Annotated in this window: 17 protein-coding genes and 3 pseudogenes; 14 read left to right on the forward strand and 6 right to left on the reverse strand. The window is 69.1% G+C overall.

What is annotated here, in order from left to right; translation table 11 throughout:
• Positions 1-785 (reverse strand): annotated as a pseudogene (locus JOF41_RS17905) (transposase family protein).
• A gap of 278 nt (positions 786-1,063) precedes the next feature.
• On the opposite strand from JOF41_RS17905, the gene JOF41_RS17910 reads away from it, so the two are divergent.
• On the forward strand, positions 1,064-1,507 hold the full coding sequence (locus JOF41_RS17910) for a YbaB/EbfC family nucleoid-associated protein (protein WP_209620501.1): 444 nt from the start codon (positions 1,064-1,066) through the stop codon (positions 1,505-1,507).
• A 4-nt stretch (positions 1,508-1,511) separates the two neighbouring features.
• Positions 1,512-1,817 carry a type VII secretion target gene (locus tag JOF41_RS17915; RefSeq protein ID WP_209620504.1) on the forward strand — a complete coding sequence of 102 codons (306 nt, stop codon included), beginning with the start codon at positions 1,512-1,514 and terminating at the stop codon, positions 1,815-1,817.
• A 92-nt stretch (positions 1,818-1,909) separates the two neighbouring features.
• Here the strand turns inward: JOF41_RS17915 and JOF41_RS38315 are convergent, their stop codons facing one another.
• Positions 1,910-2,860 carry a hypothetical protein gene (locus JOF41_RS38315; protein ID WP_307867451.1) on the reverse strand — a complete coding sequence of 317 codons (951 nt, stop codon included), beginning with the start codon at positions 2,858-2,860 and terminating at the stop codon, positions 1,910-1,912.
• Between JOF41_RS38315 and JOF41_RS17925 the strand changes: the two genes are divergently transcribed.
• Both JOF41_RS17925 and JOF41_RS17930 read left to right on the forward strand, forming a co-directional pair.
• Complete coding sequence (locus JOF41_RS17925; RefSeq protein WP_307867452.1) at positions 2,844-6,173, forward strand: RHS repeat-associated core domain-containing protein; 3,330 nt, start codon at positions 2,844-2,846, stop codon at positions 6,171-6,173. The two genes, JOF41_RS38315 and JOF41_RS17925, sit on opposite strands and share 17 nt — an antisense overlap.
• Positions 6,170-6,592, forward strand: coding sequence for a hypothetical protein (locus tag JOF41_RS17930; protein WP_189225971.1), 423 nt, complete (start codon positions 6,170-6,172; stop codon positions 6,590-6,592). Before JOF41_RS17925 ends, JOF41_RS17930 begins: the two co-directional genes overlap by 4 nt.
• Before the next feature lie 622 nt (positions 6,593-7,214).
• Here JOF41_RS17930 and JOF41_RS17935 read toward each other — a convergent pair.
• Complete coding sequence (locus JOF41_RS17935) at positions 7,215-7,682, reverse strand: hypothetical protein (protein ID WP_209620512.1); 468 nt, start codon at positions 7,680-7,682, stop codon at positions 7,215-7,217.
• A gap of 191 nt (positions 7,683-7,873) precedes the next feature.
• On the opposite strand from JOF41_RS17935, the gene JOF41_RS38320 reads away from it, so the two are divergent.
• The 4 genes and pseudogenes from JOF41_RS38320 to JOF41_RS38745 all read left to right on the forward strand — a co-directional run.
• Positions 7,874-8,662 (forward strand): hypothetical protein, encoded by a 789-nt coding sequence (locus tag JOF41_RS38320; protein ID WP_307867453.1) that lies wholly within the window; start codon positions 7,874-7,876, stop codon positions 8,660-8,662.
• The gene (locus JOF41_RS17945; RefSeq protein WP_307867454.1) at positions 8,659-8,943 is read left to right on the forward strand and encodes an integrase core domain-containing protein; all 285 of its coding nucleotides are present in this window, start codon (positions 8,659-8,661) and stop codon (positions 8,941-8,943) included. The genes JOF41_RS38320 and JOF41_RS17945 overlap by 4 nt, the downstream gene beginning before the upstream one ends.
• A 195-nt stretch (positions 8,944-9,138) precedes the next feature.
• Complete coding sequence (locus JOF41_RS17950; protein WP_209620515.1) at positions 9,139-9,288, forward strand: hypothetical protein; 150 nt, start codon at positions 9,139-9,141, stop codon at positions 9,286-9,288.
• Between the two features lie 41 nt (positions 9,289-9,329).
• Positions 9,330-9,915 (forward strand): annotated as a pseudogene (locus JOF41_RS38745) (IS30 family transposase); the annotation flags it as partial.
• Between the two features lie 233 nt (positions 9,916-10,148).
• Here the strand turns inward: JOF41_RS38745 and JOF41_RS38750 are convergent.
• Together JOF41_RS38750 and JOF41_RS17960 are read right to left on the reverse strand one after the other, a co-directional pair.
• Positions 10,149-10,262, reverse strand: a pseudogene (locus tag JOF41_RS38750) (IS30 family transposase); the annotation flags it as partial.
• Between the two features lie 155 nt (positions 10,263-10,417).
• Entirely contained in the window at positions 10,418-11,113 is a 696-nt protein-coding gene (locus JOF41_RS17960) for a TetR/AcrR family transcriptional regulator (protein WP_268248887.1), read from the reverse strand.
• Positions 11,114-11,342: 229 nt separating this feature from the next.
• Here JOF41_RS17960 and JOF41_RS17965 point away from each other — a divergent pair, with 229 nt between their 5' ends.
• The 4 genes from JOF41_RS17965 to JOF41_RS17980 all read left to right on the forward strand — a co-directional run bounded on the left by JOF41_RS17965 (position 11,343) and on the right by JOF41_RS17980 (position 15,294).
• The gene (locus JOF41_RS17965) at positions 11,343-12,581 is read left to right on the forward strand and encodes an FAD-dependent monooxygenase (RefSeq protein ID WP_229796437.1); all 1,239 of its coding nucleotides are present in this window, start codon (positions 11,343-11,345) and stop codon (positions 12,579-12,581) included.
• A 227-nt stretch (positions 12,582-12,808) separates the two neighbouring features.
• Positions 12,809-13,054, forward strand: coding sequence for a hypothetical protein (locus JOF41_RS17970; protein WP_229796436.1), 246 nt, complete (start codon positions 12,809-12,811; stop codon positions 13,052-13,054).
• 120 nt (positions 13,055-13,174) lie between these two features.
• Positions 13,175-13,858, forward strand: a complete 684-nt coding sequence (locus JOF41_RS17975; protein ID WP_307867455.1) for a response regulator transcription factor — start codon at positions 13,175-13,177, stop codon at positions 13,856-13,858.
• On the forward strand, positions 13,855-15,294 hold the full coding sequence (locus tag JOF41_RS17980; protein WP_209620523.1) for a HAMP domain-containing sensor histidine kinase: 1,440 nt from the start codon (positions 13,855-13,857) through the stop codon (positions 15,292-15,294). The genes JOF41_RS17975 and JOF41_RS17980 overlap by 4 nt, the downstream gene beginning before the upstream one ends.
• A gap of 50 nt (positions 15,295-15,344) precedes the next feature.
• Here JOF41_RS17980 and JOF41_RS17985 read toward each other — a convergent pair whose 3' ends face one another.
• Complete coding sequence (locus tag JOF41_RS17985; RefSeq protein ID WP_209620526.1) at positions 15,345-17,492, reverse strand: MMPL family transporter; 2,148 nt, start codon at positions 17,490-17,492, stop codon at positions 15,345-15,347.
• A gap of 240 nt (positions 17,493-17,732) precedes the next feature.
• On the opposite strand from JOF41_RS17985, the gene JOF41_RS17990 reads away from it, so the two are divergent.
• Positions 17,733-18,938, forward strand: coding sequence for a monooxygenase (locus JOF41_RS17990; RefSeq protein WP_209620529.1), 1,206 nt, complete (start codon positions 17,733-17,735; stop codon positions 18,936-18,938).
• Between the two features lie 112 nt (positions 18,939-19,050).
• Positions 19,051-19,959, forward strand: coding sequence for a Rieske 2Fe-2S domain-containing protein (locus tag JOF41_RS17995; protein ID WP_209620532.1), 909 nt, complete (start codon positions 19,051-19,053; stop codon positions 19,957-19,959).
• The last annotated feature ends 78 nt before the right edge of the window (positions 19,960-20,037 follow it).

Below are 20,037 nucleotides of genomic sequence, written 5' to 3' on the forward strand. Positions count from 1 at the left end.
TCATCGTGGTTGACGGCGGATCTCGACGTGGTGCAGAACGAGGATGGCCGCGACGATCGCGGTGGCCCTGCTCGGACAGCAGCGCAGCTTGATCAGCACTTTCCAGCCCTTGAGCAGCGAGACGGCGCGTTCGCCGAGGCCACGGATGCGGGCGTGTGCCCGGTTGACCGCCTTCTGACCGCATGACAGCCGCGGTCGTGTGGCGTGGCGCATGAACGGGGTGCGCACTGTGCCGCCGGCGCCTTGGTAGGCCTTGTCGGCGAAGGTGGTGACGTCGTGGGCGGTCAGCATGTCGATCACGCCGTGGGTTCGGGCCGCGGTGAGGTCGTGGACGGCTCCGGGCAGTGCCGCCGAGGCCCATACCACCCGGCCCGCGGGGTCGGCGAGGATCTGGACGTTGACGCCGTGGCGATGGTGTTTGCCCGAGTAGTAGGGCTTCTGGGTCGGCGACGCGGTCGATCGGGACCAGGGTGCCGCCGAGGATCGCGTAGGCCAGTCGTGCGGCGCGTTCGCCGGCGGCGTTCAGGTCGTCGGCCAGGGCGGCGAGCAGATCGACTGCTTCCCTGACGTAGCGCCAGGTGGTGCTGGAGGAGATGCCGAACCCGGCGGCGAGACGGGTGTGGGTGTCGCCGCCTGCTCAGGTGGGCGAGCACGAGCAGCGCTTGGCGGCCGGGATCGAGCCGCCGCCATCGGGACCGGCGTCGTGCTCGCTCCGCGCGGATGAGATCGGCCAAGCGGACGAGGGTGTGGTTGGACAGCGGAATCGCGGCAGGGTAAGACAGCACGGCGAGGCTCCCGGTTGGGGCATCGGATCTTGGTCGACTGCTGTCTCACCGGGAGCCTCGCCCACAGCACCCCCATTGCTCAGCCTGCGCCGTGACCTGCGACGTCACGACGAAAAGCATCTCACTGACGTCTGCTCACGCCAACGACTGATCAAGGGCCGAGGCCGCCGGTTAGGGCAAGCGGTTGGGCCGATCCGGTCATCTTGGGAGCGAATCGGTCCGGTGCGTCGTCCCAGGCGCTGTAGCTTGGCTCGATCTCGTCACCGGAGGGGGAGCCGATGACCGACCCGTTGGCCAACGTGCGGCGCTTGGTGGACGACTGGGAGCGCAACGCGGAGGAGAAGGCCGCCCGGTACGAGTCGATGCGGCAGGAGGTCGAGCGGATCTCCCTCACCGCCTCGGCCGCGAATGGTGCGGTGAGCGTGACCGTCGGCCCCAACGGCATTCCCAGCGCGGTGAGCATGACCGAGGCGGTGTCGCGGTTGCGACCGGAGCAGATCGCCGCGGCGGTGATGGAGGCGATGCGCAAGGCCCAGGCCGCCTACCCGGCCGAGCTGGCACGCATCGTCGGCGAGACCGTGGGCCAGACCCCCTCCGGGCAGCACATCGTCGCCGTGGCCGAGCACAACTTCCCCCAACCCGAGCCGGACGCGCCACCTCCCGCGCAACCCCCTCGGCAGGGCGATGACGGTGACTTCACCGACGAGAGCTACCTGAGGTGAGGCGATGACCGGCTACGAGGTCCTCACCGGGGAGATCGGCGCGTTGGCCGGTCGGGTCGAAGGTCTGGCCGAGCGGCTGCGCACGGCCGCCGACGCGGCGCGGACGGTGGCGATGAACGACTCCGCCTACGGCGTGGTCTGCCAACCGTTCGCGATGCTGCTGCAACCGTTCGAGGACATGGGAGTCCAAGCGCTGACCAAGGCGGCGCAGACGGTGTCGGACAACGCCGCGAACCTGCGCGCGACCTCCCGCGACTACGACACCCAGGAAACCGGCGAATCGGCGCGCTTCCACGGGATCAACACATGAACAACCCCCTCGTCGCCACGCCGCAGAGCGACACCACCGCGGTCACCGGCATCGGCATCGCCGAATCGGCCAACGACCTGGCGCAGGGTCTCTCAAGCGGCAGCTGGGTGGAAGCCGGACTCGGCGGCGTCGGCGTCGGCCTGGAAGTGCTGTCGATGGTCATCGACCCCATCGGCACCGTCGCCTCCTACGGCGTGGGGTGGCTGATCGAACACGTCCAGCCGCTCAAGGAAGCACTGGACTGGTTCGCCGGCGACCCGCCGGTCATCCGCTCCTTCAGCGAAACCTGGTCCAACGTCGCCGCCGAGGTCAGTGGCATCGCCGAGGAACTGGGCACGCAGGACGCACCGGGGTGGCAGGGGCAGGCCGCCGACGCCTACCGCGGGCACGCCACGCAGACCGCCGACGCCATCGCCGGCGTGGGGTCGCTGGCCGAGGGCGTCGGAGCCGGTGTGATGATCATGGGCGAGGTCGTCGCCGCCGTCCGCGAGACCATCCGCGACCTCGTCGCCGAAGTCGTCGGCAAACTCATCACCTGGGCCCTGGAAGCCGTGGCCACCCTCGGTCTGGCCACCCCCGTGATCATCGCCCAGGCCACTTCCACCATCGCCCGCGTCTGCAACCGCATCGCCGACCTGGTCCGCAAACTCGTCAAGACCATCGGCAACGTCACCCCCCCGCATCCGCAAAGTCCTCGACAAACTCGGCGAAATCATGGACAAGCTGGGCGCACTCAGCCGACGCGCCGACGGCGGTCCCGGCACCACCAGCCCGTCCAGTGCCCCGCACACCCCCAGGACCGACGTCCCGACGATCGGCGATGTCGACTCCCCCACCACGCCGTCGAGCGCCTCCACCGACGTCACATCCCCATCGGGCACCACCACATCACCCTCCGGAACGACATCCTCGAGCGGAACCTCGACCGATACCAGCCCCAACCGACCCGCCGACCCGAACGGCACCAGGACACCGGAGCCCGACCGCGTCTGCGAGAACGACCCGATCGACGTCGTCAGCGGCGAGGTGATCCTTGCCCACACCGATCTCGACCTGCCGGGTGTGCTGCCGCTGGTGCTGGGCCGGACGCACGTGTCGTCCTACCGCGCGGGCCGCTCGTTCGGACCGTCCTGGGCGTCCACATTGGACCAGAGGTTGGAGTTCGACGCGCGCGGCGCGTTGTTCCTCGCAGACGACGGCATGGTGCTGGTCTACCCGGAGCCCGCCGAGCACCCCGTGCTGCCCGAGGTGGGACCGCGGTGGCCGCTGTCACGGGTCGGAGAAGGCTATGCGATCACCCAGCGGGGAACCGGCCGCACGCTGTGGTTCGCCGTCAACGGCCCGCTCGTGGCGGTGACCGATCGCAACGGCAACCGCATCGACCTCGACCGCGACGCGGCGGGAACGGTCACGGCCCTGCGGCACAGCGGCGGCTACCACGTCGACGTGCACAGCGACCAGGGGCTGGTGACCGAACTGCGACTGCGCGGCGCTGACGTCACTGTCGTCCGGTTCGGCTACGACAGCACCCGGCTCACCGAGGTCGTCAACTCCTCCGGCAGACCGATGCGGTTCGACTACGACCACGCGGGCCGCATCACGCAGTGGACCGACCGCAACGGCGAGTGGTACCGCTACCACTACGACGCGCACGGCCGATGTGTCGGCAACGAGGGCTCAGGCGGATTCCTCGACGGCACGTTCGAATACGGCGAGGGCACGACCCGGTTCACCGACGCACTCGGTGCCATCACGACGTACCGGTTCGACGCCCGACGGCGCCTGACGGCTAGGACCGATCCGCTGGGCAACACCGTCGTCCAGGAGTGGGACGAGTCCGACCGGTTGGTCGCCCGCACGGACGAGCTCGGGCACATCACCCGCTTCACCTACGACGACGCGGGCAACCTGGTCACCACCACCCGCCCCGACGGCACCCAGGCCATCGCCGAGTACGACGAGCACGGCATGGTCACCACGTTCATCGCCCCCGACGGCGGGGTGTGGCGGCAGCTCTTCGACGAGCGCGGCAACCTGCTCGCCGAGACCGACCCGGCAGGGGCGGTCACCAGCTACACCTACGACGGCCGCGGTCACCGACGCGCCGTCACCGACGCCCTCGGCGCGGTGCGGCGCATCGAGACCAACGGCGCGGGCATCCCGATCGCGGTCACCGACGCGGCGGGCGCGACGACCCGGTACGTCCGCGACGCGTTCGGCCGTGCCGCCGCAGTGGTCGACCCTCTCGGTGAACGCACCGAGTACACCTGGACCGTCGAGGGCAAACCGCTGACCCGCACCCGACCTGATGGGGCCACCGAGCGGTGGCGCTACGACGCCGAAGGCAACGAAGTCGAGCACGTCGATCTCCTGGGACGGGTGCACAGGGTCATCACCACGCACTTCAACCTGCCCGCGGCCGAGATCCGCCCCGACGGAAGCCGGTTCGAGTTCGGCTACGACCGGACCCTGCGGCTGACCACTGTCACCAACGCCCAAGGTCTGGTCTGGCGCTACGAGTACGACCCGGCGGGCAACCTGGTCCGGGAGACCGACTTCAACGGCCGCGTGCTGACCTACCGGCACGACGCGATGGGCAGACTCGTCCAACGAGTCAACGGCGCGGGCCAGACCGCCACGTTCATCCGCGACCCCTTGGGCAACATCGTCGAACGGCGTTGCGGCGACGCCGTGACCACCATCGAGTATGACGAACTCGGTCGGGTCACCCGCGCTCGCAACGCCGACGCGCAACTGTCCTACACCCGCGACCCGCTGGGCCGCGTGCTCGCCGAGACGGTCAACGGGCGCACCGTCGTTTCCGCGTACGACGCGCTCGGCAGGCGTGTGCGCAGGCACACCCCGACCGGTGCCGCCACCACCTGGGAGTACGACGCCACCTCCCGGCCCATCCGGCTCACCGCAGGCGGCCGCGTCGTGGCTTTCGACTACGACGCGGCAGGCCACGAAGTCAGCCGTTCGACCGGCGACCTGGTGCTCAGCCAGTCGTGGGACGCCAACCACCGGCCGACCGGGCAGGCGCTGCTCGCAGGCGGACGGGAAGTGGCGCACCGCCGATACCACTACCAGGCCGACGACAACCTCGTCGCGGTCCGCGACTCGTCCGGTCCGTCGCGGAACTACCGCGTCGACCCCCTTGGACGGGTCACCGGTGTCGACGGGCCCGGATGGCGCGAGCGGTACGCCTACGACGCGGCGGGCAACGTCACCGCGTCCGACACCAGCTATGCAGGCACCCTGGTGCGCACGTCGGGTGACACGCGCTACGAGCACGACGCGCAGGGCCGCGTCGTGCTGCGACAACGCAAGCGGCTGTCCCGCAAACCCGACACCTGGCACTACCAGTGGGACGCCGACGACCGCCTCGTCGCGGTCACCACACCGGACGGCACGAGGTGGTCCTACCAGTACGATCCGCTGGGCCGTCGTATCGCCAAGCTGCGCCTCGCCCTCGACGGAACAGTGGCCGAAAGCGTCGCCTTCACGTGGGACGGCTCAGTCCTGGCCGAGCAGACCCACTCGGCCGGACGTGCCACAACCTGGGAGTTCGCCCCGGACAGCTTCCGGCCCCTCACCCAGACCGAACGTGCGCGCACCGGCCAGGCATGGGTCGACCAGCGCTTCTACGCCATCATCACCGACATCGTGGGCACACCCACCGAACTGGTCGACGAACGCGGGATACCCGCCTGGCGGCAGGAATCGACGCTGTGGGGTCTGCCCGCCGCCCGCGTCGGGGCCGCGGACACGCCGCTGCGCTTTCCCGGCCAGTACTACGACGCCGAAACCGGGCTGCACTACAACTACCTGCGCTACTACGACCCGCTCGCCGCCCGCTACACCAGCCCCGACCCGCTGGGCCTGTTCGGCGGACCGTCACCGCACGGGTACGTGCACAACCCCACCGGGTGGAGCGACGCGCTCGGCCTCACCGAGACCAGCGACATCGAATTCCTCGACCCCAACGACATCAACTTCTCCCAGCGCAGCATCACCCAGAACGATTACGCGGAGGCGATGCGCAACGGCCAGTGGGACTGGAACCGCTCGCCGGTGCACGTCATAGAGATCGACGGTCAGCTCGTCAGCTATGATAATCGCCGCCTCGACGCCGCACGGGAGGCAGGCGTGCCGGTAGGTGTCCAGCGAGTCGATCCCAACGCCCCGCACCCCGAGTCGACCACCGGCAAGACGTGGGCCGAGAAGTTCCAGGAACGCTTCCGCGACCCGCGCAACAGGCTCAACGGCGAGCCGGTTCCCAACACCGGCCTGAACGAACGACCGACCTCCCTGCCACCGGGCTGCGGCGGAGGACGGCGCAGGAGACGCAGATGAGCGACATCACCACCCTCTGGTCCTCCGCCCGCCTGCCCATCGAGGACGGCCTCTACTTCGCCGACGGCCGCTCCTACGCGGTCGAGGCCGACGAGCGCGGCCTGCGCCTCATCGAAGCCTTCGACCTGGGCGAACTGCTGGCTGAAGACCCCGAGTGGCTGACCTCGATCGACATCACCAGAGAGATCCGCGTCCCCGGCGGCTACGCCTGCGCAGGTGAGGGCTCGCACGGCTCGGAGGGCTTCTTCGCCCGGCTGGACGAGGACCGCTCGCTGATCTGGGTCTGCTACCTGTCCGAGTCCAACCCGTTCGGTGAACTCACCGTCGAGGCATCGACCCTGACCGCGACCTCGACATCCGGTCTGTCGATCACCCTCCCCCTCGACAACCCGGACAAAGCACTACCGGCCGAGAACTGACCACGGGCAGGGTCCGTTTGGTACGGGCGTTACCCCCTTCGGTGCGACCGTCGTGATGGGGCAAGGTCGTGGCGGCGTCCACAGCGGACCGATCGACCACGAAACCGTTGGTGAGACTGCGCAAGTTCGGCAAATCCACGGCGCGAGCCGCCGTGGATTCTGGGCCGCTCGAAAAGTCAACACCGCTGGTAGGGCGAGGGGATCGCCATGTTGAGAGCATGTCCGGCAGATCGTGTCCCTGCTGTACGAGGTGAGCCGGAAGCCGCTGTCCGTGCCGTCGGTGCTGCTGCGCAGCCAGGCGGCGAAGGACGTCGAAAACTGCTCGTGCCGCGGCACGAGAACCCTGATTACGGGCGAGAGCCGCGCACACCAAGTCCTCAGGGCCTACCAAGACCACTACAACCGCCACCGCCCCACCAGGTCCGCAACCAACTACCACCCGAGGACCACCAACACCCCGCTGCAGTACACGACCTCGACCCTCACAGACCGCGCCGCACCCGCCCCCTCGACGGACTTGTCAACGAGTACAGACACGCCGCTTGACCAGCAGCGACGACTTTCCGAGCGGCACAGCATCGGCCGAACTACGGACGCGGGCGTTCCGGCGTGGTGCCGGCCCTCACCCGGCCAGGAACTCCTGGATCGCCTGGGCCACCGAAGCCGGGGTCGACTCGTCGTTCGGATCGTCCATCCCGAGCAACGACAGGTCGAGCACCACAGTGACCGAGTCCCCGAACTCCTCCCTCACCGCCTGGAGAGACCGGAGGACCGCGTAGTGGGCAGGACTGACCTCTGCGAAGTCCTCCCTGGTGACGAACTCCCCGTCCCGTTCGACGACCGGGCGGAACGGCGGGACGACGATCCACTCCGGCAAACCGTCGCCCCGCGTGTTCGGCAGGATTTGCGCCGCCTCCCTGCCCGGGCGGCCACCGTAGCGGTCGAAGGCCCAGACACCGGACATCATGAGCACATCGGCCTGGACCGACCGGCTGCCCCCATTGACGAACCAGATCGCCGCCGAGGCGGGAAGCAGTCTGCCCCAGAGAGCCAGGGTGGACTGCCGAGAGGAGGCCACGCAGATCTTCATCGACTCACCTCGGGACCGGCATGGACGGCATGACCCTGACCCCGGCCGACCGTACTCACTCCGGCGTGGTCGAGCTGAAGCGCTGGGAGGCGCTGCCCGGACCTGTTGCCTGTGGAATTCCAGAACTCTGCACTGAGGCGCTGAGCTGCGGTGATCGCGCAGAAGTAGCTGTAGGAGCACGATCGTGGGGCGTGGCGCTACGACTGCTGTACCCGATCTTCGTCCGGCTCGTTGGCTGGTTGGTTCTGCTCGGTCGGTCATCGGCGGCCAAAGACGTAGAGCTGCTGGTACTGCGGCACGAAGTCGCCGTACTGCGCCGCACCAACCCCCGCCCACGACTGGAGTGGGCCGATCGCGCTGTGCCCGCCGCGTTGGTGCGCCGCCTCCCCCGGATGCTGCGCGAGCACCGAGCAGTGACGCCGGGCAGCCTTCTTCGATGGCACCGGCGCCTGGTCGCGAAGAAGTGGACCTCCCCCTACCGCACCGGCCGCCCACCGGTCGACGACACCGTCGTGGCGTTGATCAAACGCATGGCCCTGGAGAACACCAGCCGGGGCTACCGCCGGATCCAAGGCGAGCTGCTCAAGCTCGGCCACCGGGCCGCCGCCTCGACCATCCGCCGCGTGCTCAAGCGCCTGCGGATACCGCCGGCACCCCGGCGTGACACCGACACCTCGTGGCGACAGTTCCTCCGCGCGCAGGCCGCGAGCATGTTGGCCTGCGACTTCTTCCACGTCGACTGCGCGGTCACCCTCAAACGCGTGTACGTGTTCTTCGTGATCGAAGTAGCCACCCGCTACGTCCACATCCTCGGCACCACCACCAACCCCGACGGCCCTTGGACTACCCAGCAGGCCCGCAACCTGCTGATGGACCTAGCCGACGGGCCGACGACTTCCGACTCCTCATCCGCGACCGGGCCGGCCAGTTCACCGCCTCGTTCGACGCAGTCTTCTCCGACGCAAGCATCCAGGTCGTGAAGATCCCGCCACGGTGTCCGCGAGCCAACGCCTACGCCGAGCGGTTCGTCGGCACCACCAGACGCGAAGCCACCGACCGCCTGCTCATCATCAACGAACACCACCTGCGGTCGGTACTCGACTGCTACGCGACCCACTACAACCATCGCCGACCCCATCAAGCCCTACAGCTCGCACCACCACGACCGGACTGGCCGATCGCAGAGGCGGACTACACCTCAATACGCCGTCGACCAGTCCTCGGCGGCCTGATCAATGAGTACGAACCCGTAGCAGCCTAACCGCAGGTCAGGCCACGTGGCCGACTTTTGACACCTCACACCGAAGAGCGATGAAGGGCCCAAGGCAATCGCCGCGTGCAGCTCGTGGACCGCAACGGTGATGGCTGTTCGCTCCAACTCGACCGGACCCGACTCTCGGCGTGACCGTCGATGCACGCTGCGCGACCGGTCGAAGCAGACCGAAGAGGAGGACAGGTGCTCGACTACAGGCTGTTCATCGAAGTTGACCGGAATTGCCATCAAGTGGAGAAACTGGTCCGCGAGCGGTGGCACGCATGGCTCCGCTCGAAGAATTACCCCGCCGACACCCTGATTCCGGCAGGTTCAGGCGGTCGTAGCATCTGATCGTGGTGTTCGGTGGGGAAGGATTGGCCGCCGTGCGTCGAATGTTGACCTTGGCCGAGAGGGAGGAGATCTCCCGCGGGCTGGCCGAGTCGTTGGAGTACAAGGAAATCGCCGTTCTGATAGGGCGTGATCCCTCGGTCGTCTCGCGTGAGGTGGCCCGGCATGGCGGTCGCGCCGGGTATCGGGCCGTGGTGGCCGACCGGGCGGCGGGGACGGCCCGGTCGCGACCGAAATCCTTGGCGGTGGACCGGGACCCCGTGGTGCGGGCACGTGTCGTCGGGCTGTTGCGGGCGAGCTGGTCGCCGGCGTCGATCGCGGGCCGGTTGGCACGGGACCAGGACGGCGAGGACGCTGTGCGGGTGAGCCACGAGGCCGTCTACCAGTGGGTCCACGCCCAACCTGTCGCCACGCTGAACCGGGAGCTGCTCGCGCTGCGCACCGGCCGCACGCCCCGCCACGGACCGCGCCCGGCACCGGCGCCGCGCATCCGCGAACCCCGCTACCTCGACGAGCGCCCCGCCGAGGCCGACCGACCGGGCCATGCCCGGCCACCGGGAGGGGGATCTGGTGATCGGCAAGGGCGGTCGCAGCGCGGTGGCCACCCTGCTCAAGCGCACCAGCCGCTTCCTGGTCCCGGTCCCGCTGCGCGGACGCGACTCGCTGACCGTCACCGATGCGATCATCGCCGCCGTCGGCGACCTCCGGCCTCGATCACACGCTCCCCGACCTGGGACTGCGGCTCCGAGATGGCCCTGCACCAGCAGGTGACCGCCACCGGACTGCCGGTCTTCCTCGCCCACCCGCACCCGCCCCGGGAACGCGGCAGCAACGACAACCTCAACCGCATCGTCCGCGAGTTCCTCGCTGGGTTTCCTCCAGTTGTGGATCTTACGGGGTCGGTCGTTGATCTCGGTGGCGATGGCGGCGAGGTAGCGGGGGTCGGTCGGGATGTCGACGCCCTTGGGCAGGAACTCACCGAACTCCTCGAAGCAGATGCTTCCACCGCCTGAACTCGCCCCCGCCTGACATCCAGAACCATCCGTGTCGCCCGCTCACGCAGCTCGTCAGGCTATTTCTTCGGTGGTGCCATAACTCCTCATCATCCAAGCTTGATGGTCTCCATCGCGGCTCAGGCGTTGGCCGCTTCGAGGATTGCGGCGGAGGTCGTGAACACCTGAAGGACCTCGGCCGCGACAGCGTTGAGGTCCGTCGTGGCTTCGCTCTCGACACCCAGCAGTGCCGTCACGGCGGCCGCGAGGACGTCCTCGGGCGGCATGGTGGTGCTCGGGCTGACGTGCTTGCGCACCTGGATCTCCAAATGCCCGAGGGTGAGGCTCTGCAACGCGTATGCCTGGTCGTCCAGCTCCCAGTCCGTGCGAACCAAGCCGTGCCTGCGCCAGATCGGCAGAAGAGCCTTGATCAGGGCAGGCGCCCCGTGCTGCTTGATCAGGTTCTGACTGCGGGGATGGTCGATGACGAGGCCGAGCACGTCGGCGTCGTTTGCTTGAAGAGCCCGGACCAGGGGCCTTTCGAGCGCGGACCGGACGAGGTACGGGCAGAGCCGGTGCGGCAGGGTGAGCTCGAGGTTCCGCGTCGCCGCCTCGCGGAAGCCGTTGATGAGCGTGAGGACGTCGCGGGTGAGCAGTTCGAGGAAGACGTCTTCCTTCGTGCTCCAGTACAGGTAAACCGTTCCCTTGCCCACGTGCGCGCGTTCCGCGATATCGGCGATGGTCACTCCGCGGAAGCCGCGCTTCAAAAGGAGCTCCTCGGCGGAAGCGAGAATACGCGTGACTTTGTCCGCACTTCGTCCCGTACGCGTCACCATGTGCCGTCAACTCCGATTCCACCCCATGCTGGACGCTCCACGCAAGCGACGCCCTGGCGTGGCACGTCATACCACACTCGCAGCGCGGCGCCTCGTCCCGCGATCCGAGCGGGCGTCCCCGCCCTGCGGGCAGGCACACCCCGACGAACCAGCCACGAGATCCAGCAAGTAATCCGCGTCACATACTGACCAGATGACGAATTTGGTCAGTTGGTCATACGATCGTGGCATGACTTCCTCCCACGGCACCCGCAAGGCCCTCGTCGTCGGCCTCGGGATCAGCGGCATCTCCGCAGCCATCGCGCTGAGGAAGGCGGGCTGGACTCCAGTCGTGATCGAGAAGGCGCCGGGTCGGAGGCGGGGCGGTTACTGCATCGGCCTGTTCGGTGTGGGGCGCAACGCGGCGCAACGGTTGGGAATCTCGCACGGGCTCGAAGACCGCACCCCGGCGAACCTGATCACCTACCAGCTGGACCGGAAGGGCAACAAGCGGCCGACCACGGGGTTCTCGGACCAGCCGGGAGGCCCTGCGCTCCTGCTGCGAGGCGATGTGGAGCAGGCGGCGTTCGCCGCGCTGGATCCGGACATCGAAGTCCGCTACTCGACCGTCCCCGTCGCGATCCACCAGCATGCCCGCGGTGTCGAGGTCACCACGCGCAACGCGGTGGACGGGACGGAGCGCACCGAGCGCTTCGAGCTCGTGATCGGGGCGGACGGCCTGCGCTCCACCGTGCGCAAGCTGGTGTTCGGGCCGGATGAGAACTACCTGCGCCGGCTGAACTACATGATCGCGGCCTACCAGCTTCCAGGGGATCTTCCTGGTCTCGCGCAGGGTGAAGGGGCAATCTTGGCCGAGCCTGGCCGCTCCTTCTGGCTGTTCCCGTTCGCGGACCAGCCGCCTGCCGTGCTCTTCTCCTACCGGACCACCAACGTCGACGCGGAGTTCGCGATCCCGGCGGCTCAACGCATCCGCGAGGTCTACGGGCCAGAGCCCCTGGGGCCGACACTGGAACAGGCCGTGCGGTTCTTGGAGGACACCGACCAGTACTTGTTCGACTCGGTCGAACAAGTACACCTCGACTCCTGGCATCGCGGCCGCGTCGTGCTCGTCGGCGACTCGGCGTGGTGCGTCACCCTCTACGCGGGCATGGGCGTGTCCAACGGGATCGCCGGCGCGGAGCTCCTCGGGACGATGCTCACCCGCTACCCGGAAGATCCAGAGAGGGCGCTGATCGAATGGGAGAAGACGACGCGTCCCTACATGGAGTACTTCCAGAGCTTCGCATCGCGCGGTCGATTGGTCTTCACTCCGGCCAACCGGCCGGAGACGGTACTCCGATCGGCGATGCTGCGCCTGGCGCGCTCACCGCTGGCCGGCACGGTGCAGCGGTTGGTCGGTGTGAACGGCAGAGCATCCCTGATGCGCAACGCCGACCTTGAGGAGGCTGTCCACCTGATCAAGCGCTGATCCCGGAGTCGCCGTGGGCGAAAGCCGATTTGGCGGGTGTGCTGCCGCGTTCGTCTCCGTTCGGCGCACGGGTTCCGCTGTGAAGTACGTGACGGTTGATCTGCGGAGTGGGGTGTTCACCGAAGTGGCCCTGTGAGGTGCCAGAACTCTGCGCTGGGGCGACGAGCTGCGGCGATCGCGCACCACGAGCCGTGGAGGCGTGATCGCCAGGCATGGCGTTACGACTGGTGTACCTGATCTTCCTCAGGCTCGTCGGGTGGTTGGTTCTGCTCGGCCGGTCGTCGGCGGCCAAGGACGTGGAGTCGCTGGTGCTGCGGCACGAGGTCGCTGTGCCGCGCCGGACCAACCCCGCCCGCAGTGGGACTGGGCCGATCGTGCGGTGCTCGCCGCGTTGGTGCGACGCCTACCCATCAGGCCATGCTCAACCCCGCCTGCTCGATCATCTGCCTTCGCGCGAAGTCATTCTGAACTGATTACTTGGGCATCCGTGAGAGCACGGCCCGCGGGCACCACGGCGGCGACGCTCTAATCCTGGCCTCAGGTTGATCGGAGACGATGAGCGGCAAAGCACCGACTGGAGGGAGCGGGCCAGCGTGCGGATCATGATCGCGGATGACGAGGCGGCCATCCGTGAGTCGCTGGAGCGGGTGCTCCAGGTCGAGGGTTACGACACCAGCACCGTCGCCAACGGTCTCGCCGTGCTCGACGGGATCGATGGCGACGAGCCGGACCTGCTGATCCTCGACGTGATGATGCCCCGCCTCGGCGGGGTGGAGACCTGCAGGCGGTTGCGGGCAGCGGGCCGGGATCTGCCGGTGCTGATGCTGACCGCCCGTGATCAGGTCTCCGACCGGGTCGCGGGGCTGGACGCCGGCGCCGACGACTACCTGCCCAAGCCGTTCGCCACCGAGGAGTTGCTGGCCAGGGTCCGAGCCCTGCTGCGCCGCCGCGCGCCGGGCGGCGAGGAGTCGCAGGTCCTGACGTTCGCCGACGTCCGGGTCGATCCCGACAGGTTCGAGGCGTGGCGGGGCGGGCGGCCGCTCCGCCTGACCCGGACCGAGTTCTTCCTGCTGGAGGTTCTCGTGCGCAACGCGACCAGGGTGCTGACCCGAGGCGAGCTGTTCGGGGCGATCTGGGGCTTCGACATGAGCGCCACCTCCAACAACCTCCAGGTGTACGTGAGCTACCTGCGCCGCAAGATGGAGGCCGAGGGTGAGCCGCGACTGATCTACACGCGGCGTGGCCTGGGGTACACCTTGCGGGAGACTCCCCCGTGAGCAGGCCCACCGGCCGGGGCTCGCGCCGGCTGACCCGCTGGTGGCGCAGGCGGTCCCTGCGGACCAGGCTGACGGTGATCGCGGCGGCGGCCATCGCGGCCAGCGTGTTCATGTCCTTCCAGGTGGCCAGCGAGCTGATGGAGTGGGAGCTGCGGGCTACCGCGGAGGATCAGCTGCGCGCCGACTCCCGCGTCCTGGCAGCGAACGCGGAGCGCGACGGCCTGGCGCAGGTCCAGCTACCGCCGTATCCCGGATCCGGTCGGCTGGTGCGGGTCATCCTGCCCGACGGCTCGATCCGGACGCCGGTCGGCCAACCCGCGCTGCCCCCGGTCAGCGAGCACGCCGGGCGCGTGGCGCAGGGTGCGTCAGCCGACCTGATGGAGTCGGGCGACAGCGACGACGACGGCTACTTCGTCTACACGCTGCGGGCGGGCGATGGCGCGATCCAGGTGGCCCGCGCCGCCGACGACACCCCGATCAACCAGTTCGGGTTCGGCATGCTGCTGATCGGGTTGCTCTGCGTGGCCTGTGGCGCCCTCGTCGGGCGGGCCGTGGCGCGGACCGGGCTGGCACCGATCGACCGGCTGACCGCCGCCGCGGTACGTGTCGCGCACACCAGGGATCTCGACGCCGACATCCCGGATGAGGGTGGTGGGGAGATCCGCCAGCTGATCCAGTCGATCAACGACATGCTCGCCGCGCTCCGGGACTCCCGGCAGGCCCAGCGGCTGCTCGCCGAGGACGCCGCCCACGAGCTCAAGACCCCGCTCACCAGTCTGCGCCTCAACATCGAGCTGCTGATCCGGCTCGATCAGCGCGGCGCCCTGGACAGCGCACTGCCCTCGGAGAGCCGGACCCGGCTGCTCAACGATCTCGGTGCCCAGGTGGCCGAGTTGAGCACCCTTGTCGCCGAGCTGACCGACTTGGCGCGCGGTGACGTCAGCGACGAGAGCGCCGAACTGCTCGACCTCGCCGACGTGGTGGCGGCCGCCGCGGCACACGCGTGTTCTCGCATGCCCGACGTCGAGGTCGCGCTCGACGTGGCCTCCGTCCGGGTGAGCGGGCGTCCCGCCGCGCTCCGGCGGGCGGTGCTCAACCTCATCGACAACGCAGGCAAGTGGTCCCCCGCGGACCAGCCCGTCCAGGTCCGGCTCCGCGCCCAGGGCGCGTCGGCGGTGCTCGAGGTCGACGACGCCGGGCCGGGTATCGACGCCGCCGACGTCCCGCGGGTGTTCGACCGGTTCTACCGCGCCGACAGCGCCCGGTCGTTGCCGGGTTCCGGTCTGGGACTGTCGATCGTGCAGCGGGTCGTCAACGCCCACGGCGGCCGGGCGACCGTCGCCCGCTCCACACGCGGTGGCGCGCTGCTCCGGGTCGACCTCCCGGCCGTCCCGATCACGCCGCTCACCGCCGGGGAGAACACCGTGGTGCGCTGATCCGGGACGGGCTCGCGTGCCCGTCCCGGATCTCGTCCGCGCCACCGCGCTCACCGTTGCAGCGCGGACTCCTCGTCGTCGGCGAGCGGCCGTTGGCCGGGCGGCAGCTCCACCGGCCGGGACAGCCGGCTCGGCCACCACATCCGCCTGCCGATCAGCAGGGTGAGAGCGGGCACCAGGATCGACCGCACCAGCAGGGCGTCGAGCAGTACGCCGAAGGCGACCAGGAACCCGACCTCGATCAGCATCACCAGCGGGAGCGAGACGAGGACACCGAACGTGGCCGCCAGGACGAGACCCGCCGAGGTGATCACGCCACCGGTGGCGGAGAGGGCCTTGAGCATGCCCTCCCTGGTGCCCAGACGCGCTGTCTCCTCCCGTGCCCGGCTGGCCAGGAAGATGTTGTAGTCGACGCCGAGCGCCACCAGGAACAGGAACGCCAGCAGCGGCACCGAGTAGTCGACGCCCTTGAACCCGAGGATCTTGTCGAAGACGAACACGCTGCCGCCGAAGGCCGCCGCGAACGAGACGACCACGGTGGCCATCAGCAACAGCGGGGCCACGACCGCTCGGAGCAGCAGCGCGAGAACGATCAGGACGACCACGAGCACCAGCGGGATCACCAGCTTCTCGTCGCGGCTGGTGGTCACCTCGGTGTCGAGGTGTTCCGCACTCGGCCCGCCGACGATCGCCTCCGCCCCGCTCACCGCGTGCACGGCGGTGCGCACCCGCTTGATCGTGTCGTACTCCGCGACGGTGTCCGGCGCGTCCGTCGGGAACACCGAGATGTCGGTCCAGCCACCGCTGGTCTCACCGGGGATGGCCGCTGCCACACCGCGAGTGCCCTTGACGACGTCGAGCACCCGCTCTTGGTGCGCCGGCCGCGTGAAGACCGTCATCGGCTGGCCGCCGAGCTCCGGGAAGTGCTGGCGCAGAACGGTGAAGCCGGTGACCGACTCCGGCGCGGACACGAACTGGTCCTGCTCTCGCAGAGCGCCGGTGTTGCTCGTCAGCCCGAGGGCGAGAACACCCAGGACTGCGAGCGAGCCGAGCGTCGCCACCCACCGGCGGCGGCTGATCGCGGCGCCGAGCCGCACCCACAGCCCCGGCTTCTCCTCCACGGCCGTGCTGAACCGCGGGATGGCAGGCCAGAAGATCCGCCTGCCGAGCACCACCAGCAGCGCCGGGAACAGCGTCAGCATGGCCACCAGCGCGCACAGGATGCCTGCCGCGCCGACCGGGCCCAGCCCGCTGGTGCTGTTCAGGTCCGCGACGAGCAGGCAGAGCAAGCCGGCGATCACGGTGGCCGCGGACGCGACGATGGCAGGCGCCGCGCCGCGCAGCGCGTGGACCATCGCGACCCGGACGTTCTCGTGGTGGTGCAACGCTTCTCGGTACCGGGCGATGAGCAACAGCGCGTAGTCCGTGCCGACGCCGAACACCAGGATCGTCAGCAGCGCCGAGTTCTGGTCGTTGACCACGATGCCGAAGCCCTTGACGAGCAGGTAGACGGTGGCCATCGAGGTCACTGCGGCCGCGCCGACCGCCACCAGCGGGATGAGCCACAGCACCGGGCTGCGGTAGGTGATGATGAGCAGCAGCGTGACGACGACGATGGTGGTGAGCAGGACCTGCAGGTCGATGCCGTCGAAGACGGCGTCCATGTCGCCCTCGACCGCGGCCGGGCCGGTCACCTCGAGTGCGAGGCCGGCGGGGCGGTCCTTCGCGGCGTCACGCAATGGGCCGACGATGGCCTCCGGTTCACCGTAGGTCGTGCTCACATCGAGGGTGAACATCATCGCCTTGCCGTCGGTGGAAGGGCTCATCTGTGGGCCCTCGTCGTCCTCGCCGGCCGGGGCCGCCACCTTGGGCGGGTACCGCTTGGCAAGGGTGTCGTAGTGGCGCTCGACCGTCGCGCGGTCGGTGTCGGTCATGCCGCTGTCGCGGTGGTACACGAAGACGAACGTGTTGTCCTCCCCGCCGGGGAAACTGTCCTCCAGCACCGCGACCTTGGTGGACTCGGCACCGGCAGGCAGGGTGTCCGCGGCCTTGTCGGTGGTGACCGAACTCAGCTTTCCGCTCAACGGCACCATGACCACCGTCAGCACCAGCCACAAGCCGATCACCAGCCACGGCACCCACCGGCCTGCCGACCGGCCGGGCGGTGCTTCCCCGGATGGTGCTGCGTTGACTGCCATTCACGAGCCTCCTACGTAGGTGTTGCTTCACCTGTCTGGCGCCGACTTCCTACTGGCCGAATCTGAGAAGACCGTTAATGCGGTGCTCAGACCGGTTGATGGGACAGGGCGTGCAGCACGCAGGGGATGGCGGCAGTCCTGCGAGGACGCCGCGGAGTAGTACCGTCGTACCGCCTACCTCCCGAGAATGACGACCGCGGTAGGACGAAACGGCATGGATTCGGTTCTAGCGTTCAGGTCATGACGAAAACTGATAGTCCACTGTGGAGGCTGGGCGCCGCCACGGTGGCGCTGGCGACGGCGTTCACCGTCGTCGCCTGCGGGTCGAGCGCGAACAACGGTGCGGCTCCCACCTCGGCCGGCCAGCACAACGGGCACACGGGCAAGTCACCGGCCGCACCGCTGCCGCTGCGCGCCGGCGAGCGGTTCCTCGACGTGACGATGGCCCAGGCCTACACGCCCACGCCGCCGGAGGGCGACACGGACGATTACCGGTGCCAGGTGATCGATCCGGGCCTGACCAAGACGGAGTTCCTGACCGGGACCCAGTTCACGCCGGAGAACGTCGCCCTCGCGCACCACGCCATCGTGTACGCGGTGCCGCCGGGCGGCGCTGCCGCGGTGCGGGAGCAGGACGCGAAGACCTCCGGCCTCGGCTGGCAGTGTTTCGGCGGGACCGGCGTGGCCGGTGCCGAGGAGGATGACGGGGACGCGGCGTGGGTGGACACCTGGGCGCCGGGCGCCACGGAAACGCTGCTCGACCAGGACGCTGGCTACAGGCTGGAGCCGGGCAGCCTGATCGTCCTGCAGATCCACTACAACCTGCTCGAGAGCGACGGCAAGCCGGCTGGGTCGGACCGCTCGGCGGTGCGACTGCGGCTGACGGACGGCACGCCGCAGACCAGGGAACTCGAGACGTGGCCGCTCTCCGCGCCGACCGACCTGCCCTGCGCCGCCGGCGAGTCGGGTCCGCTCTGTGACCGGGCGGCCTCGGTCGCGGACGTGACGAAGCGGTTCGGGGCGGACACCGGCGAGATGGCGGACCGCCAGGTGCAGGAGTGCAACCAGGGCGGCGTGCCGAAGCCCGGCGACACCCAGACCTGCGACCACAAGGTGGAGGCGCCGATGACGCTGTTCGCCGGTTTCGGCCACATGCACATGCTCGGGCGGGCCCTCAAGGTCGAACTCAACCCGGGCACGCCGAACGCCAAGGTCGTGCTGGACGTGCCGCAGTTCGACTTCGACAACCAGCGGCTGCTGAAGCTGCCGTCGCCGGTGGAAATCGGTCCGGGGGACACGCTGCGGGTGACGTGCACGCACGACGCGAAACTGCGCAAACAGCTGCCACAGCTGAGCAAGCTGCCGCCGCGCTACGTGGTGTGGGGCGACGGCACCAGCGACGAGATGTGCACGGGCATCATGACGGTCTCCCCCCGCAAGTCCTGACGTGAGGGTCGAACATGCGTGAACTCACCGAGGTGTCGCGGCCGACGACGGTGTGCTCGGCCGCGACATGACCCGGTTACGTTTGGATTCCCCGAGGCGGTCGCCGGTCTGGGTGTTGCTGCCGCTACGTGCATTTCTCGGTGGCACCTTCTCCTACGCCGGCCTCTCCAAGCTCCTCGACACGCACTACTTGGATGACACCTCGCCACTCGGTGTCCGCGCGCAGATGGTGAACGCCGCCGAGACCTCCCCGATCGGCCCGCTGGTCTCGCTGGCCGCCGACCACGCGACCATCGCCGGGCTGGCGATCGCTTTCGGGGAGATCGCGGTCGGGCTCGCCACCCTGCTCGGGCTGTTCACCCGGCTCGCCGCACTCGGCGGTGTCCTCCTCTCGCTCAGCTTCTTCCTGACGGTGAGCTGGACGACTCGGCCTTACTACGTCGGGGCCGACATCGTGTTCGCCGTCGCTTGGACCCCGTTGCTGATCGCGGGCGACGCCGGGGTGTTGTCACTGAGCGCCCGGCTGCGTGCGGGGGTGCGGCAGCGGCTCGGCCTGCCGGTGCACCCCACACCGGAGGAAGACCGGACGGTGCAGGACGACGTCGAGCGGCGCACCGTGCTGCGGAGCGGTCTGATCGCGGGGGCGGCGACCGCTGCCGGAGTCACCGCTGGCAGCGTGCTGGCGCTCGCCCGGCGCCCTGCCCGCTCGCCGGCGGACCCGGTGAGCCACGGCCCGGTGATCGCCGCGGTCGACGACGTCGTCGTCGGCTCGTCGAAGAGCTTCACGATGCCGAACGGGACGCCCGCCTATCTCCTGCGCCCGGCGCCCGACACCTTCCTGGCGTTCAACGCCACCTGCAGCCATCAGGGCTGCCCGGTCTCCTACGTCGGCCCTGGATTCCGGTGCCCCTGCCACGGCGCCACCTACGACGGGAACGGAGAGGTGACCGGAGGGCCGGCACCCAAACCGCTGGTCAAAGTCCCGGTCAAAATCGTCGAGGGTCAGGTCGTGCTCGCCTGAGGAACAGCTCGGCCTCGGAGACGTTGTCGTCGGTATCGATTCGCCCACAACGGTGATGACGTCTTCGAGGTCCAGCAG

Source organism: Saccharothrix coeruleofusca, assembly GCF_017876325.1.
Taxonomy (GTDB): domain Bacteria; phylum Actinomycetota; class Actinomycetes; order Mycobacteriales; family Pseudonocardiaceae; genus Actinosynnema; species Actinosynnema coeruleofuscum.